The sequence below is a fragment of the Bacillus sp. RO1 genome, assembly GCF_012524115.1.
Classification (GTDB): Bacteria; Bacillota; Bacilli; order Bacillales; family Bacillaceae_I; genus Sutcliffiella_A.
This window is the reverse complement of the sequence record NZ_JAAZWB010000025.1, coordinates 1-18,249: the sequence shown is the minus strand read 5'-3', so window position 1 is coordinate 18,249 and position 18,249 is coordinate 1. Positions and strand designations below refer to the sequence as shown.

The following is an 18,249-nucleotide window of genomic DNA, read 5'->3' as shown; positions in this document are numbered from 1 at the left end:
CTCAAGCACCGCCCCTAGGAAAGCGAAGCCATTTGTGGAAATCAACAGCGTTATTTAGAGTCGATACCTATGATAACTATATTGTTCGTCTTTTATTAAGGTTTTTTAGTTTTGTCCCAGCCTCTTTATTTGTAAAAAGTAAAAAACTCTATTGATTTCCGTTCCAGGCGCTTCGCTTGCCTGCGGGCGGTACGTGAGCCTCCTTGGCTTGCGCGAAGCCACTGAAAAAGACCTATTACAGAACCTATATTTTAGAAGAGACAAGAATGCTCATGGTAGGTTATTATTTCATTTTGTTTGCTTTACTTATAGCATTTGCAACGTTTAAACCAGATAGTGTAACCATGGGCGAGCCTCCACCGGGATGAGTGGAGCCGCCGACAAAATATAGGTTGCTAATGTCGGTTGATTTGTTCCTTGGACGGAAGAACGCATCTGTTTTACGATTCGATGCCATTCCATATAAAGCCCCTCTGAAGGCACCAAATGTAGTTTGGATATCCTTTGGAGTTATTACCCTTTCAGCAAGCACATTATCTTTCAATGATAGTCCTCGTTTAGCTAAAGTATCATATATGACGTCTTTGTAACCTTGAGCATTTTCGTTTTGAAGAGTTGTTGCCGGTGCATTGACCAGAATGAACAGATTATCCCCATTCGGACTTCTTTCCTTTTCTGTAAAAGAAGAATTACTCAAGTAGATGGTAGGATCAGTTGCATACGCTTTATCTTTAAATAAATGGTTAAACTCCTGTTTGTACTCTTTTGAAAAATAAACAGTATGATGTAATAGTTCAGAATGCCTCTTATTCATTTCGGCAAGGACTACATAAGCAGAGATGGAAGGTTCATATTTGGCTGCCTTTTTATTTGTAAAATGTGGCCTGTCCACTTCTTGAACAAGTTCAGGGTATGCGTGAAGAAGGTCTGCATTCATCACAACCGTATCGGCCGGATACTTTTCTCCGTCTTCTGTTGAAACAGACACAGCCTGTTTGTTTTTCACTTCAATAGCGGTTACCTTGCAATCAGTCCTAATTAGAACTCCAAGTTTTCTTGCCAGTTTCTCAAATCCTTCAGCAATTTTTGTGTTACCTCCTTTTGTGTAATACACCCCATCTACTAACTCCAAATAAGCGATAAGGCCAAACGTAGCAGGGGATACATAAGGAGAGGAACCGATATAGGTGGCATATCGATCAAGTGCTTGGATAACGAAAGGATTCGTGAAATAATTTCGGTGAAAACGATGCAAGGACTGAAACGGTCGAACCTTGCTAAAGGAATATCCTAAGCTTGGAGAGAGGTAATCCGCAGTTGAAGTAAATGTCCTTCTGAAAAACTGGCTTTCTCCCATCTTATACAAACGTGTGACTTCCTCTAAAAAAGCTGAATAATTCTTGGCACCAACAGGATCAAGCGTTGCAAGTTGGTCACTCATGTACTCTGAATCAGAACTGAAGTCAAAAACATCCCCATCTGGAGAAAGATTACGAGTGTGTGCTGGAAGTTTGATAAATTCAAAGTATGAATCAGGATTTTCTCCTGTTTGAGAAATGACTTCCTGGAATACATCTGGCATCGTAATCGTGTTTGGTCCAAAATCAAAAGATGCCTCTCCCAACCGAACAGGCATCAGTTTTCCACCTAAGTGGATATTCTTTTCCAATAATGTTACATGAAATCCCTTGGTAGCAAGACTGATTGCAGCAGATAAACCACCAAGCCCTCCGCCAATAACAACGATATTTTTCATTTATAGGCACGCCCCTTCCATATATAATGTTGTTTTCTCCAAGATTTCCACATGGAAGCGTGCAGAATTACTAAGAATGCCATAGCGCTTAAAGGCATGAAAAGAAACAAATATGCTAGCTGGCCAGTTCTAAGATCAATATATAGCTTTTGCATCCATACGAGTAGCAGGGGCACCAAAAACAAAACTCCATATAGGGGTGATAAAAATGCTAAGAAAAGAGGTGAAATATAAAACAAGCTATAAAACAATGTTAAACCCATTGCCATTAGTGGTGATTTTCCAATGCCAATATAAATATTTTTTAAAAAACCATTCCAGACTTCTTGATTGGTTTCATACATATGACAGGTAACGTATGGAGTGGCATTTATTAGTTTTACTTGGAACCCGTGTTCTTTCATCACCCTGGCGAGATGCACATCTTCAACAATACTAGATTTAACAGAGAAATGTCCTTCCACAAAGTCATAGGCGCTTCTCTCAAATAACATGAACGCTCCGTGAGCGGCACTTGCTGGCTTAAAGGAACTGTAATTTGCCAACCCAAGGGGAAGGTGAAGCCAGATGACGAAATGTTGCATTGGTACCACGAGTTTACTTAACCAGCTTGTGACCGGAAACCGCGGAAAACCTGTTACCAAGCCGACTTTCTCATTCTGGAAAAATGGAAGCATGCTTTCTATGGTATTCTTTTTCAGCCGAGCATCTGCATCCAAAAATAACAGATAATCACCATTAGCCTCATGAGAAAGTTGATAGCAAGCATGCACTTTTCCTGCCCAGCCCTTTTTAAGGGGAGCACCTTGAAGAATAGTAAAACGGCTATCTTTTTTAGTGGAGTTCAAGGCCAAGGAATAGGTGGTGTCGGAAGAATGATCATCCAACAAGATAAATTCCAAATTAGAATAGGTTAACTGTTTTAGATTTTCTATTAAATGGAGGACGTTCCGCTCCTCATCTCGCATGGGAACTAAAATGGATACAAGCGGTGGGATTGCAGATTTCAATGGTTTTGAATAGGAAGGATAAAACAATCCATTAATGATAATCCAGAGGAAAGACAATATTAACCCGCCAGATAGCAAGATAGTGAATAATTCCAAAACTGTTTTCCTCCTTCAAATTCCATCATTATAGTAAAGGTTGATAGTGGCTTGTTTTTTGTTGTATGACATCCTGTTTGACTTTATCCAGCAGAAGGGTATAGTGCTTCTCTAATGAACTGTTTTTCTCTTTTGAAGAATCACCATGCAGTTGAGAATAATAGACCGGTTCATCTAGTTTAATATACACCTCAGGTTTACGTTCCCCGGTGAACGTATAGTAGAGGGATACAGGAACAATGGGAATGTCTGTATTCTTTGTGATGTGCATCGCTCCTGGTAGGAAACCGAGCGGACGGATCTCAAGGTGACGCTCATCTCCTTGTGGAAACAGCCACAATGTTTTTCCGTCATTTAATCTTTCTTTTGCATACTTCATTGAGCGGACAATGTCCTTAGGATTGTCTCTGTTGACCGAAAATGCACCGATCTTACGGAAGAAGGGGAACTCTCTAATTCCTTTCTCGTGCATCATCACATAACTCTCCTGCTTAATGATAATTTGATTCAAATGAAAAACTACCAACGCATCCCACCATGTACTATGATTGACAATGAACAAGGCAGGGGAGTGGGGGAGGTTTACTTGTTCCTCTCTAGCATAATAAACTTCCTTAAAATGAAAACGGAGGAAGCGCTTATTGAATTGATGAAAAAAATAATCAAATACTTTGCTTTTTTTTGCTGGAATCATGCAAGAGCTCCTTTGATTTCAGGGTAGCTAAATATAATAATAGAGTTGGGATTATTGTTACAGTCAAAGCCAAATAAAGCTCTGCAGTTATGGCGATCATACAGAACATCCCAATCATCAAACCGTACAATACATACATATTCTTCTCCCAGTAACGATTTTCCTGTGGAGAAATATTTTTTGAAAGTAATAAAATGACCAGATGAAATAGAAAGGAAAGTCCGAACCAGCTGTAAAAGTTAAACATAGGAATGTTGTAATAAAAGCTTGTTTCTTCCCAAATCCAATATTCCTTTGCGATATAGGCGACAGGATCGATAATTAAATCCAATACCAAAGTTGCAAAAGAAGCAAGGATTGCTCTTATGATGATGGATGCAGTTGGAAGTACCCTATTTGCGATTACATGTGAGGTCGAAATGACCAAAACCCAAGCAAATCCAATGGTAATGGGGACATCAAATAACTTTGGCCCGAAATAGGAATTATAATAATAATCGCCAAATAAAAAACCATATTTTACTCCAAAATGCTCAGCAGCCATAGCTACAAAAAAGACGAGTAATGTAAAGAAAACCCCAATGGAACGGTAATTTTTTATAAAATATGTGGCGCCGAGGGTTCCGGCAGTTACTAGAAATACCACATTCGCCCATTCCAACCAAGGTGGCAAGAGGTCAAAAGTCAATAACACGACCCCACATATGTACCAAACGATAAAAAAACGTACAATCAGCTTCTCCCACATGTTAATCTTCAACAATATCACCTCTAGGAGGAATTATATCATTATAGTTTAATGATTGTATATGTTTTGTATACAGTAAAAAGCGATTCAATGGGCTCAGCCACGAATCGCTTTATTCTTATTATTTATCATTTTAGACGAAGGGGAATCAGTTTAAACTCCCTTAGCTTTAGGTTTTTGCGTTGTCCCGCCTAAGTTGTTCAGGCGATGAACTAAACCTGTGCCAAATTCCGGTGCGGAACTATTATCAGAAAAGACCGACTCTCTAAGTTCATAAGCAGAAGAACCATGCTCTGCAAAATCAAGTCCGGAGATCTCTTCTTCCTTAGTAACACGAATGCTCGAAAAGCGGGTAACGATAAACAAGAATAATCCAACTGAACCGATTGTCCATGCCGTAACAGCCAGTACGCCAATCGCTTGTATACCCAATTGTGAAATTCCACCGCCATAAAATAATCCCGTTGAAGTAGAGAATAAGCCGACAGCAAGTGTACCCCAAATCCCGCAAACCCCATGAACGGCAATGGCTCCAACCGGATCATCAATCTTTGCCTTACGATCAATGAAGGTAACTGATTCAACTAAAAGGACCCCTGCAACCAATCCAATGATAATTGCTCCAATAGGAGATACATCTCCCGTTCCTGCTGTAATTCCAACTAATCCAGCTAAAGCGCCATTTAATGTTAAGGAAGCATCAATGCGCTGATATCGGAATTGCGTGTAGAATGCAGATGCCAATACACCTGCAGATGCTGATAATAAAGTGGTTGTAATGACATGTGGAATAAGGGACGGATCTGCAGCTAAGGTGCTGCCTCCGTTAAATCCAAACCAACCAAACCATAGAATGAAAACACCGAGTGCCCCAAGTGGAATGTTGTGCCCGGAGATGACATTTACTTTGCCATTAGCATATTTTCCAAGACGTGCTCCTAAGAATTTCACTGCAACAATAGACCCAAGAGCACCAGTGAGGTGGACAACAGTAGAGCCTGCAAAATCAGTAAAACCTAGTTCGGACAACCATCCGCCACCCCATACCCAATGACCAACAATTGGATAGATGATAGCTGTCATAGCAACTGTCAATAAAATATAGCTTGAAAGCTTCATTCGTTCTGCAACCGCACCAGAAATAATAGTGGCACATGTTGCTGCAAACATTGCCTGGAAAACGAAGAATCCAATTTGATCCTCATGGCCTGTAAGGAAAAACCCGTCGAGTCCGGTGAATCCACCAATGGAACTACCGAACATAAGAGCATAACCTATTGCGAGATAGAGTATAGATGCAATGGAGATAGTGAGGAAGTTCTTCATTAAGATATTCAAAGCATTTTTAGAACGGGTAAAGCCCGACTCGACCATCGCAAATCCAGCGTGCATAAAAAATACTAATAGAGCTGCAACCATAATCCAAACCATATCAAGAGATACGCTCAACCCTTCAACCGTAGGTGCTTGAGCATGAGCTGTGGAACCGAACAATAATCCGCCTGTTACTAGTAATCCAATTTTTTTCTTCATATTTTTCATCCTTTCTTAATTAGAATTAAATGATGGCAAGCTTTCCGCTTTCTCCTGTACGTATACGGATGGCATCTTCCACTGGATAGATGAAAATCTTTCCGTCACCGACTGTGTTGGTAGAGCAAACTTCCTGAATGATTTGGACAATTTCATCTACGTATTCTGATTCCACCACCATTTCCACCTTTACCTTTGGCAGTAGTTTGATCTCGAAAGTATTTCCTCTAAAAAGACCTTGTTGTCCTTTTTGCTGGCCACAACCTGCTACTTCAGAGACGGTTAAGCCATTGATTCCGACTTCTTCCAGCTTTTCTCGAAGAGCACGAAATGTTTCCGGTCTAACGATGGCTTCCACTTTTTTCATTGTTATCGCTCCTTTAAGTTAATGTTATATTTCCTAACATCAGTAGTTATGTTTTATATCATATTCTATAATTATGCAGTGTGCAATAGTAATTATCAAAAAATTCAGTCGAAAGCGCTTACTAGTTTGTAAGGAAATCTGACATAAACACAAAAGCCCTTCCGTGTGGAGGGCTTTTATTGAGGTAAAATAGCCTATTAACTCTGTTGATTTCCGTTCCATGCGCTTCGCTTGCCTGCGGGCGGTCCGTGAGCCTCCTCGGCGTACGCCTGCGGGGTCTCACCTGTCCCTTCCTCCCGCGGGCGTCTACGCGCCTTCCACTTCAATCAACAAGGTTATTTCATTTAATTAAGGTCAATGAAGAAGAAACAAAATGAGTTACCTTAAAAACGATTATAGTTTCTTTAACGTTATTTATAGCTGTGGATTGGAGCAAATGGCGGAGACTCCTGAGGGAGCTAGCGCTAGGTGGAGACCCCACAGGCGAAGCCGAGGAGGCTCCAGCAGCGCCCCTAGGAAAGCGAAGCCATTTGCGGAAAGGAACAGCGGTGTTAACCAATTACCTATAATTCTAATCAAGAAAACTCTATGATGCTTTTTCATGTACAAATGATTTGTTTACCCAAATGCGGGAGCGCCAGCGGTACAGCATACTAATGCCGCGCAACCACTCATCTAAAATCATCGCAATCCACACACCGACTAAACCAAGACCAAAATGAATTCCTAACAAATAGGAAACAGTAACACTAACACCCCACATCGACAAAATACCAATATAAACAGGGAACCTGACATCACCTGCTGCACGCAAAGCATTTATAACAACCAGATTAAATGAACGCCCGGGCTCCAAGATCACGGTAAATAAAATCAACGTACCACCAAGTGCTATAATATCCGGGTTATCTGTAAAGAACCCTAAAAGTGTATCAGAGAAAAATGCAATGGGAATAGCAGTCAATATGGAAATTAAAATGGCAAGTCTTAAGCTTTTTAAACAGCGCTTATATGCCTCTTCCACTTTTCCCGCCCCAATCTGATGACCAATCATTATTTGTGTACCTTGACTAATAGCAACACTGAATAAGAATATAAACATCATTAAACTTTGTGCGTACACTTTAGTTGTTAATGCTTCTGTACCTATCATGACAATGAAATAGGTGATGACAATTTGAGAAGTATTATAGGAAAGATGTTCTCCTGCTGATGGGATACCAATTTTTAATAAATTCTTCAAATGACTTACAGGAAGGCGGAACATTTTCTTAAATGGCAGTGGTTCTTCTATTCTTTTGAAAAGCAGAACAGTAATGACAATCAACCCTAATGCGCGGCTTGTTACAGTAGATAATGCTACTCCGTCTACACCTAAGGCAGGGATGCCAAACGGCCCGAAAATAAATAAATAGTTTCCGATAACATTTATAATATTCATCCCGATGGTCACATACATGGCATCTCTAGTAAACCCGTAGCTTCTAATCGTAGCTCCCATTGTGATGACAAGTGCCTGAACAAATGAGAAGATACCTACCATTTTCAAATAAGAATCGGCTTCTGATAAAAGTTCAGGAGGAAGGTCCATCAATAACAAAAGCTTGGAACTGAAAAGGAATACTAAAATACTGATAGCTACACTGAAAATTAGATTGGCCCCGATAGAGACAACCGTAACTTCTGCTGCGAGTTCTCTGTTTTTTGATCCTAGATACTGTGCGACCAGGATTGTGGTACCTGTTGCGATGAAGCCAAACATGACAATCAACATAAACAAGATTTGATTGGCAACACCAACAGCTGCCACGGAGTCATCTGAATACTGACTTAACATTAAAATATCTGCATTCCCCATTAACATGTGCAGAAGAACTTCAATAAAAATAGGCCATGTTAAAGCAAAAAGGGTGAGTTTCTTTGTATTTGTTTCTTTCATATTGGTTACTCCTTTTGATGATTCCGACATAAAACCATTCCTAGTTTAAACGGATTTCATTATAATAGAAAGAGATGATTTCGATACTTATTGGATTTTTACGACTTGAGGTGTAAGGAATGTCAATGATCGCTATGTCCATCCCACCATTTCCGACTTTCATTAGGGGCGGAGAATATACGTTTTATAAAGGGGAACGACATTTCTCCAGAGTGTTTACCGTTTTCGATCTTTTGTATGTAAAAAAAGGTACCTTGTTTATGCAAGAAGCTGAGAATAGGTTTGTTGTTAAAGAAGGACAATATGTCATTTTGGTTCCAGGAGAAAAACATGAAGGATATGCGGATTGCACAGAACAAACAGACTATTTCTGGTTGCACTTCGTTATCCCTGGAAATGATTATCAGATGGTGGAGGATAAGGATCTTGATTGGTCCTTTGTGTATAAGAAGGAACCGACTTTTACAGAAGTAGGTTACTATCAGTTTCATATTCCGCAGTGGGGTGAAGTGAAAAGAAGGGAGATCGTCGAACAGCAGTTGGAAACGCTATTGACTGCAAGGGACGGGGATGCACATGTTCCAGATGATTACTTAAAGCAGCAAATTCAATTTTCTGAGTTCATCGTTCAGCTGCAAAAGGAGGCATTCTCTATTCCGAGTGCGACCGAAAAGGTGTGTGAGAGTGCTATGAAATACATTCAGGAAAACTATAAAAATACTGTTAATATGAGTGTTTTAAAAGAAGAGTTGAATTTTCATCCAGATTATTTGACTCGTTGCATGCAAAAAACGATCGGAATTAGTCCTATGCAGTATTTAACGCATTACCGGATGCATCATGCCAAAAAGCTTTTGGCGGAAACGGAATATAAGGTATCTGCCATTTCTCGTGATGTGGGAATTGACGATGTCACGTATTTTTCTAAGTTGTTTAAGAAGGTGGAGGGAACAACCCCGATGGAATACCGGAGATTGGTGCATCGGAAGTGAAATTTGAAAGGGAATGAATTATTGTCATATCAATTTTTGGAAAAGAAACGAGCTATAAGCCGGAACGCAGGAAGAAACACCGTCAAATGTCTAATAGAAGCGTTCTATAAGCCCGAACGCCCGAAGGATACCTGCAAAATATCCGATAAAAGCGTTCTATAATCCCAAAAGGTCTAAAAAACAATACAAAATGTCTAATAGAATTTACTAAACCAGTAATGCCACAAATATAGAAAAAGATGCCCGCTAATTTCCTTAGCTGGCATCTCCACTTTTACTCTGTTAAATCAATAAGCCAAAATCTGAAACCCATAAGCCGGAAGTTTCACTTGCAGCGCATTGGCGTCAGCGGCAAATGCAAACTCTTCTCCATTCCAAAGGTCTCGTAATACTTTTCCTTCCACACCATCTGGTAATGTGACAATTAAATCTTTTTCGCTATTATTGATCACAAATAGTATTCTTTCCCCAGAGGATTCAGAAACCTTCTCATAAATGACGTGATTGGTCTCATTATTTGCTTCAATAAATCGGATGTCCCCATGGTTTCCGAATACAGGTAATTCTTTGCGAAGCGCAATTAATTTTTTCACAAATTCAAACATATCACGGTCCTGTTTCTCATCTTCCCACACCATGCACTTACGGCAACCTGGGTCTTGCTCGCCTGTCATGCTGAATTCATCTCCATAATAGATGCATGGAGCGCCGATAAAGGATAATTGGAACAAGAATAATAGCTTCAATTTATCTTTATTTTCCTCACATATTGTTAAAATACGAGGAGTGTCATGACTGCCTAATAAGTTAAATGCAACTTCATTTACATTAATAGGATAGGAGTGCATTACTTTAGATATGGAATTTGCAAACTCATCTGCCTTGGTTTTGTTTTTAGCGAGATAATCAAGGGTAGCGGTGGTGAATGGATAGTTCATGACAGCATCAAACTGGTCACCCTGTAACCACGGCATAGAGTCATGCCAAATCTCACCGAGAATATAGACATCTTCTTTCTCAGCTTTCACAGCTTTACGAAAGTCTCTCCAGAACTGATGATCCACTTCGTTGGCAACGTCCAATCTCCAACCGTCGATGTCAAACTCTCTAACCCAATAGCGGCCCACTTCTAATAAGTATTCCTTTACTTCTGGATGTTCCGTATTAAGTTTAGGCATATCCGATACAAAAGCAAATGCATCGTAATTAGGTTTAGGCTTTGTTACTACAGGGAAGTTCCAAATATGGAACCAATCCTTATACTTCGATTTTTCTCCATTTTTCAAAACATCTTGAAATGGTTCCCAATAATAACCGCTATGGTTGAACACAGCGTCAAGCATTACTTTGATACCGTTTTCATGACAAACTTGCACAAGTTTCTTGAACGTTTCTTTTGTCCCAAACTGCGGATCAATTTCCATATAATCAATTGTGTCATATTTATGGTTGGATTTTGCTTTAAATATCGGAGTGAAGTAAATGCCTGTGATGCCTAACTCGACTAGATGGTCGATATGTTCTATAACCCCCTCGAAGTCACCGCCGAAAAAGTTGGAAGTGGAAGGCTCTGTACTTCCCCAGGGAAGAGCGCCTTTTGGATCGTTTTCTTTATTGCCGTTTCCAAAACGTTCAGGGAATATTTGATACCAAACTGTGTCCTTTACCCAATTAGGAGTTTGAAAGACATCAATTTTGTTTACAAAAGGAAAACAGAAGTAAAGTCCGCAGTCTTTAGGTTCTTCTTTATAAAAACCTTTTTCATTATAAACAAGGCACTCTTCACCTGATTTAAGCGCAAAGCCATAACGAAGCCTTCTATATTCCGGAGCAACTTCTGCGAGCCAATAATCATAAAGCTCATCTGATCCCGTTTTTTTCATTGGTTCCTTAACAGATATCCATTCGCCGTCTTCCCATATATATGGGTCACCATGAATCAATTCAACCGATTCCACATCATCTTTCTTTGTTTGCAGACGGATGTGTAAAGTTGTTTCATTATAGGCGTATGCAAAATTGTTCTTTGGACGATGGAATATTGCTTCCTTTAGCATATAGCATTCAACCTCTCCTTCATGCAATCGCTTGCATTTTTTGCGAAAAAAAATGGTTGAAATGGTTTCATTGCCATTTTATTCAACATAAGGGTATGTCAAAAATGAATCAATGTCAATGAAAAGAGAGAGCTAGATGGAGTCTTGAAGGTAACGATAAAAAACTCGTAATGCAAAAGTCCTGAAATCAATCCCATAAATTCATATATATCAAGGGTTTAAGAGTAATAATTTATTTAAGTAGTTTTCTAATCTACCAACATATTAAAGTTTTTTTAAAAAAACAGGTTGTCAATTGGGCTAATACATGTATAATAAAAAGTGAAAGTTGTGCAATCGTTTTCATGAAAAATGTAAGCGTTATATGTTTCCGTTTACATTTTATGCAATCGTTTGTGCAACTTAGTAGAAAGATTATTCAAATGACGGAGGGGTCAAAATGAAAAAGTTTTTTGCAATGCTTATGGTTGCTGTCCTAACACTAGGCGTACTTGCAGCTTGTGGTCCACAACGTGAATCAGGTAACAACGGTGGTTCAGCAGAAGGAGAAGGTACTACAACAGAGGGTACAGACAAGCCTGAAAAGTTAACAGTATGGGTTAACGATGATGAGAAACAAAGAGCGGCATTAGATGAAATTTTTGCAGCTTACACAGAAGAAACTGGTATTGAAGTAGAAGCTACTGGTATCTCTATGTTGGATCAAGTAGAAGCACTTGCTCTTGACGGTCCAGCTGGTAACGGTCCAGACGTTTTCTTTGGTCCACATGATCGTCTTGGTGACATCGTTCTTCGTGGTTTAGCAGACCCAATCGACTTAGGAGAAGATGCTTCTCTTTACAGTGAAACTGCGATAAATGCAGTTACAGTTGAGGGTGAAGTTTATGGAGTTCCTCAAGTTCTAGAAACTTACGGTATGTTCTACAATAAAGATCTTGTTTCTGCAGAAGAAATCGCAACAATGGAAGGACTAATGAAGGTTGCTGAAGAGCAAACTGACGCTGGTCAAGATAAATACGGATTCTTAATGGAAGCAACTAACTTCTATTTCATCTATCCTTTCTTTGCTGGTAACGGCGGTTATGTTTTCAATAACGATGGATCTGGTTTCGATGCTAAAGATATCGGTCTTGCTAACGAAGGCGCTGTAGAAGGTGGAGAACTTGTTCAATCTTGGTTCGACAACGGATACATTCCTAAAGAAATCAATGGCGACATTATGAGTGGTCTTTTCACAGAAGGTAAAGTTGCAACTGTTCTAACAGGTCCTTGGAATATCGCTACTTATAAAGATGCTTTAGGTGACAAATTAGGTACAGCTACACTTCCAAAACTTGAAAATGGTGACGTTCCAAAATCTTTCGTTGGTGTAAAAGCTTGGATGTTAAGTTCTTACTCTGAGAATCAAGAGTGGGCAATTGACTTAATGAAGTTCATCACTAACTATGACAATGCAATGAAATACTATCAAGCTGCTGGTGAAATGCCTGCACTACAAGAAGCATTAGATAGCGAAGAAATTGCAAACGATGAAATCATCGGTGCATTCGCTGAGCAAACTCAATATGGTGAACCAATGCCAAACATTCCACAAATGCAACAAGTTTGGGAGCCAATGGGTAGCGCTCTTCAATTCATCGCTAACGGCGACGATGTTGGTGAAGTATTAGAAGAAGCAGTTCAAACAATCGAAGATAATATTGCAGCTAGTGGAGCTGAATAATTACTAACGATTAAACCTGGTGGGTAGACTAAATTGCAACGCTAGTCTACCCACTATATTTCTTTAAGAGGAGGATCTGCTATGTCCGGCACAGCAACTGAAAAAATGCGCTCACACAATCCAACCTTAGCGATGGTCCTTTCCATTATTTTTGCAGGGTTAGGTCAACTTTATAACCGCAGATATGCGAAAGGGATTACATTCATCATCATTGAAGCTGCATTTTTGATTACGTTTTTCGAGTTTCTTAACATTGGTTATTGGGGACTATTCACACTTGGAGAAATTCCTCGAGTAGACCACTCCATCTTTTTATTAATACAAGGACTAATTTCTGTTATTATCACTGTGTTTGCAGTGGCCTTATACTACCTGAATGTAGTGGATGCGAGAAATAATGCAATCGACTTAAAGTTGGGAAAAGAAAAGCCAACTGTAAAAGAAGCACTTAAGAGCTTCTATGACAATGGATTTCCTTATTTTATGGTCATTCCAGGATTAATCCTGCTTTTATTCATCGTTGTTCTTCCTTTAATGTTCATGGTTTCGTTGGCATTCACAGATTACAACCTATATAATACGCCCCCAAGAGCTTTATTGAGTTGGGTAGGCTTTGAGAACTTTACAAGTCTGGTATCGATTCCACTTTGGAAATCCACATTTGTAAGTGTATTTGCCTGGACGATTGTTTGGACAGTTTGTGCAACAACCGGCCAGATTGCATTAGGACTATTTTTAGCATTGCTAGTAAATGACCCCCGTATTAAATATAAACGCTTTATCCGTACAATCTTGATTTTACCTTGGGCAGTACCTGCATTTGTTACTATTCTAATTTTTGCTGCAATGTTTAACGACCGTTTTGGAGCCATTAACCGTGACATCCTAAGTACAATTGGTGTAGCGCTTCCGTGGTTGACCGATCCGTTCTATACAAAAATTGCAATCATCATGATTCAAACTTGGTTAGGATTCCCATTCGTATTCGCATTGTTCACTGGTGTACTTCAAAGTATATCTAAAGACTGGTACGAAGCGGCAGATGTTGATGGCGGAACACGATTCCAGAAATTCCGTTTCATTACCATGCCACATCTTTTATTCGCAACTGCACCACTTTTAATTATGCAATATGCAGGAAACTTCAATAACTTTAACATTATCTATCTGTTTAATCAGGGTGGTCCTGCTGTGCGTGGTCAAAATGCCGGAGGTTCGGATATCTTGATTTCATGGGTATATAAACTGACATTCGATACGAGTAACTACAACATGGCAGCAGCAATATCGATTATACTTGGACTGATTGTAGCCGGTTTTGCCTTCTTCCAATTCCGTCGTACTCGTTCGTTTAAAGAGGAGGGTAATATTTAATGAACCTAAAAACCAAATCCAAGATCGAAGTATCATTGATCTACTTATTCCTAGGCTTCATGTTCATCATTATTGCCTACCCGCTTTTATGGACTATCGGACTATCCTTAAATCCTGGAACAAGTCTTTATTCCGCTTCCATGATTCCGGAAAACTGGTCCCTTGAGCACTATGTTTGGTTATTTACAGATTCTCAGAGTGACTACTTGATCTGGTATAAAAATAGTATTCTTGTTGCAGTAGCCAATTCATTTTTCTCTGTATTAGTAACTGCGTTTGTAGCTTATGCCTTTTCTAGGTACCGCTTTAGAGGAAGAACGTATGGATTATACGCTTTCTTACTATTGCAAATGTTCCCGGCGCTAATGGCGATGGTAGCCATCTATATTTTATTGAATATGGTTGGTATGTTGGATACACTTGTAGGTTTGACGATCGTCTATATAGGTGGACAAATTCCATTTAATGCATGGCTTGTAAAAGGGTATTTTGACACGATTCCCAAAGAATTGGATGAAGCAGCTAGAATGGACGGAGCAGGACATTTTGGAGTTTTCTTCAAGATTATGTTGCCACTTGCCAAGCCGATCTTAGCTGTAGTAGCGCTATTCAACTTCATGGCACCATTTACAGACTTTATTTTGCCACGAATAGTATTAAGAAGTCCTGAAAACTTTACGTTAGCACTAGGATTATTTAACTTTATCAATGATCAATTTGCTAACAACTTTACCCGTTTTGCGGCAGGTTCTATTTTAATTGCCATTCCAATAGCATTGTTATTCTTGTTCCTACAACGCTATTTAATCGCAGGATTAACTGCAGGTGGAACTAAAGGATAAGAATAGTATATAATCGTTTATGGAAAGTAAGGGTTTATGACCGGTACTACAATACTAAAACGATTTAAGGGAGGGAAGCGGAATTGATGAAAAGAGTGATGGGGCTCATTCTCGTTCCGTTTCTTCTTTTTTCTGCATGGTTCGTTCCATCCGTTCAACCTGTAAACGCTGAAAAAGAAGAACACGCATGGCAAGATGAGATTATTTATTTTATTATGATCGACCGCTTTAATAATGGTGATACTTCTAATGACTTTGAGGTAAACCGTGATGATCCAAAAGCTTATCATGGTGGAGATTTCCATGGTATCACAGAAAAGCTAGATTACTTAAAGGATATGGGATTCACCGCGCTTTGGCTGACTCCGATCGTCCAGAATGAAGAAAAAGGGTACCACGGCTATTGGACGGAAGACTTCTATAATACAGAAGAACATTTCGGTACCATTGAAGAATTTAAGGAATTAGTGAACGAAGCTCATAAAAGAGACATGAAAATCATTGTGGACCTCGTCGTCAACCACACTGGTTATCAGCATGCATGGCTAAGCGAAGAAGACAAGAAGGATTGGTTTCACCCAAACGAACCTATCCGAAACTGGGATGACCAAGAACAAGTGGAAAATGGTTGGATATACGGTCTTCCAGATTTAAATCAAGAAAATCCCGAAACCAGAGAGTACCTGATTGATATGGCCAAATGGTGGATTGAAGAGACAGACATTGACGGCTACAGATTAGATACTGTCAAACATGTCCCGAAAGACTTCTGGAAAGAGTTTACTGAGGAAGTAAAATCGGTGAAAGAAGACTTTTTCCTAATCGGGGAAGTATGGCATGATGACCCGAACTATGTTGCAGGCTATCAAGAAACAGGGATAGATTCGTTTGTGGATTTTCCAACCTACAATGAACTTACCCGTGTATTTTCTGGGCCTGATGAATCGTTGACTCGTTTGGATTCACTGTTCAAAAGCAAGCAAAATCTATACGATAACCCTTATGTCCTTGGAACCTTTTTGGACAATCATGATGTAGAACGCTTTACAAGAGCTGCTATCAAAAAGAAACAACATCCCCCAACACGGTTGAAGCTGGCATTGGCTTATATGTACACGACACCAGGTATACCGATTATGTATTATGGGACAGAAATAGCGCTTGATGGTGGAGAAGACCCAGATAACCGCAGAGATATGAACTTTAGAGTAGACGAGGAACTTATAAATTATATTACAAAGCTTGCAGAATTGCGAAAAACCATGCCAAGCCTAACACACGGTACGTATGAAATGGTATATGACGATGATGCAATGGCTGTAATTAAACGCGAGTACGAAGGGGAAACCACCTTTATTGCAATCAATAATTCCAGTGAGACGCAAGTAGCTCCAATCGATGCAGAATTTGTAGGTGAAGACCTTGAACTACGTGGTACATTGGGAGACGAATTGGTTCGTAAATCTGACGGAAAATACACGATCGGACTAGATAGAGAAACCGCAGAAATCTATACAGTTACAGAAGATACTGGAATTAATATTGGGTTTGTCAGTGCGATGGCATTGATTTACGGTGGTTTTATTGCTTTTATTGCAGCTGCCGTATTGAGAAGAAAGAAAAAGAATAGTAAATAAATGTGCCTATCTCCTCCATTAAGGGGGAAGGTACTGTTAGTATTGTATGCGTTTCCAATTAATCAAGGGGGAGGGATAGGTGCATGGCAGTTACCATAAAAGATGTCGCAAAAATTGCCAATGTGGCACCTTCCACAGTTTCTCGCGTTATCGCGAACAATCCACGCATAAGTGAAAAAACAAAAAAACGCGTGAGAGAAGCAATGGAAGAGCTTGGATACCATCCAAATTTTATCGCCAGAAGCCTGGCCAATCAGTCCACACAAGTAATCGGACTTGTGATGCCTGCATCGGCAGATAAAACGTTTCAAAACCCATTTTTCCCGGAGGTGCTAAGGGGAATTAGCACTGCCGCACATGAAAAGCAATATGCCCTGCATATGTCAACAGGTGTAACAGGCAACGAGATCTTAGAAGGTGTCATGCAGATGGTTCAAGGACGTCGTGTAGATGGGATCATCCTTCTATATTCGGCAGTAGAAGATAAAATCATCAAGTATCTGCAGAAAGAGTGTTTCCCATTTGTCGTTATCGGTAAACCATTTGAACAGGTAGAGGAAATCACCCATGTGGATAATGACAATTACCGTGCCGCCAAAGAAGCTACACAGCACCTTATTAGTCTCGGACATGAAAGAGTAGCATTCGTTGGCGGAAGTATTCAACTCGTGGTAACCATTGACCGCTTATTAGGATATGAAAAAGCAATAAGGGACGCAGAAATTCCATACAAGGACGAATACATCATTCATGAAGAGTTTCTTAAAGAAGGTGGACAAGAAGCAATTTCCGAGCTGCTCTCTCTTGATGAGCCACCTACAGCGCTAGTTGTCTCTGATGATCTGATGTCCTTAGGTATACTTAATACCTTGCATGACATGGGAATTACGGTACCAGATCAGATGTCCATAGTAAGCTTTAATAATGTGTTGCTAGCGGAAGTGGCAAGGCCGCCATTGACTTCTGTTGATATCAACATTTTCCAATTGGGATTCCAGGCTGCGAAAACATTGATTCAAAAAGTGAAAGATCCTTCTGAGCCAACAAAGCGGATTATTATCCCACATACGATGGTGAAAAGGCAGACGTGTAAGGAATTGGTGAAGTGAAGTTTTTGGTGGAAATGATTTATCGAAGCCGACCTCTGATGATGGGGTTGGCTTTTTTTATTAAAATTTACTGGATTTTTGGTAATTTCTTGCGATTTTATTGGGGCTAAAAAGGCTTCGGCCAAATATATTAGTTGTTTGGACAATTAAAGACTAATAAATGGGTACCTTCGGACAATTGTTTTAGGGGTTCGGTCAATTTTTACATATGGTTTGGACATTCTATTTTTTGGTTCGGTCAAATATCCAAAAACTTTGGAGGTAGTATGAAAAGTGGACACAGGGATTGGCGTCATGTTTTAATCAAAACTAACAGATAAAAGGACGTGTTAAACATGACGAAAAAGAAAAGCTACTCTCCAGAGTTTAGGG

At 39.7% G+C, this 18,249-nt stretch carries 14 protein-coding genes; 6 read left to right on the top strand and 8 right to left on the bottom strand.

Going from position 1 to position 18,249, the window contains the following annotated elements; translation table 11 throughout:
* Positions 1–283: 283 nt before the first annotated feature.
* The 7 genes from HC179_RS01705 to HC179_RS01675 all read right to left on the bottom strand — a co-directional run bounded on the left by HC179_RS01705 (position 284) and on the right by HC179_RS01675 (position 8,143).
* On the bottom strand, positions 284–1,756 hold the full coding sequence (locus tag HC179_RS01705) for a phytoene desaturase family protein (RefSeq protein WP_168862762.1): 1,473 nt from the start codon (positions 1,754–1,756) through the stop codon (positions 284–286).
* Positions 1,753–2,862: a glycosyltransferase family 2 protein gene (locus tag HC179_RS01700; protein ID WP_168862761.1), complete on the bottom strand. Its 1,110-nt coding sequence runs from the start codon at positions 2,860–2,862 to the stop codon at positions 1,753–1,755. Before HC179_RS01700 ends, HC179_RS01705 begins: the two co-directional genes overlap by 4 nt.
* A 28-nt stretch (positions 2,863–2,890) precedes the next feature.
* Positions 2,891–3,556, bottom strand: a complete 666-nt coding sequence (locus tag HC179_RS01695; protein WP_168862760.1) for a lysophospholipid acyltransferase family protein — start codon at positions 3,554–3,556, stop codon at positions 2,891–2,893.
* Positions 3,525–4,316, bottom strand: coding sequence for a carotenoid biosynthesis protein (locus HC179_RS01690; RefSeq protein WP_168862759.1), 792 nt, complete (start codon positions 4,314–4,316; stop codon positions 3,525–3,527). Before HC179_RS01690 ends, HC179_RS01695 begins: the two co-directional genes overlap by 32 nt.
* A gap of 141 nt (positions 4,317–4,457) precedes the next feature.
* Entirely contained in the window at positions 4,458–5,837 is a 1,380-nt protein-coding gene (locus HC179_RS01685) for an ammonium transporter (protein WP_168862758.1), read from the bottom strand.
* 25 nt (positions 5,838–5,862) lie between these two features.
* Positions 5,863–6,204: a P-II family nitrogen regulator gene (locus HC179_RS01680; protein ID WP_168862757.1), complete on the bottom strand. Its 342-nt coding sequence runs from the start codon at positions 6,202–6,204 to the stop codon at positions 5,863–5,865.
* A 586-nt stretch (positions 6,205–6,790) separates the two neighbouring features.
* Positions 6,791–8,143, bottom strand: coding sequence for an MATE family efflux transporter (locus HC179_RS01675; RefSeq protein ID WP_168862756.1), 1,353 nt, complete (start codon positions 8,141–8,143; stop codon positions 6,791–6,793).
* 119 nt (positions 8,144–8,262) lie between these two features.
* Between HC179_RS01675 and HC179_RS01670 the strand changes: the two genes are divergently transcribed.
* Positions 8,263–9,135: an AraC family transcriptional regulator gene (locus HC179_RS01670; protein ID WP_168862755.1), complete on the top strand. Its 873-nt coding sequence runs from the start codon at positions 8,263–8,265 to the stop codon at positions 9,133–9,135.
* A 287-nt stretch (positions 9,136–9,422) separates the two neighbouring features.
* On the opposite strand, the gene HC179_RS01665 is transcribed toward HC179_RS01670, so the two are convergent.
* Positions 9,423–11,192 carry an alpha-glycosidase gene (locus tag HC179_RS01665; RefSeq protein ID WP_168862754.1) on the bottom strand — a complete coding sequence of 590 codons (1,770 nt, stop codon included), beginning with the start codon at positions 11,190–11,192 and terminating at the stop codon, positions 9,423–9,425.
* A 439-nt stretch (positions 11,193–11,631) separates the two neighbouring features.
* On the opposite strand from HC179_RS01665, the gene HC179_RS01660 reads away from it, so the two are divergent.
* The 5 genes from HC179_RS01660 (at position 11,632) to HC179_RS01640 (ending at position 17,877) form a co-directional block, all read left to right on the top strand.
* Positions 11,632–12,915 carry a sugar ABC transporter substrate-binding protein gene (locus HC179_RS01660; RefSeq protein ID WP_168862753.1) on the top strand — a complete coding sequence of 428 codons (1,284 nt, stop codon included), beginning with the start codon at positions 11,632–11,634 and terminating at the stop codon, positions 12,913–12,915.
* A gap of 81 nt (positions 12,916–12,996) precedes the next feature.
* Positions 12,997–14,289 (top strand): sugar ABC transporter permease, encoded by a 1,293-nt coding sequence (locus HC179_RS01655; RefSeq protein WP_205825185.1) that lies wholly within the window; start codon positions 12,997–12,999, stop codon positions 14,287–14,289.
* Positions 14,289–15,131 carry a sugar ABC transporter permease gene (locus HC179_RS01650; RefSeq protein WP_168862752.1) on the top strand — a complete coding sequence of 281 codons (843 nt, stop codon included), beginning with the start codon at positions 14,289–14,291 and terminating at the stop codon, positions 15,129–15,131. Before HC179_RS01655 ends, HC179_RS01650 begins: the two co-directional genes overlap by 1 nt.
* A gap of 86 nt (positions 15,132–15,217) precedes the next feature.
* Positions 15,218–16,768 (top strand): alpha-amylase family glycosyl hydrolase, encoded by a 1,551-nt coding sequence (locus HC179_RS01645; RefSeq protein ID WP_168862763.1) that lies wholly within the window; start codon positions 15,218–15,220, stop codon positions 16,766–16,768.
* An 83-nt stretch (positions 16,769–16,851) separates the two neighbouring features.
* A complete protein-coding gene (locus HC179_RS01640; protein WP_168862751.1) occupies positions 16,852–17,877 on the top strand; it encodes a LacI family DNA-binding transcriptional regulator in 1,026 nt (341 codons plus the stop codon).
* Positions 17,878–18,249 lie beyond the last annotated feature (372 nt).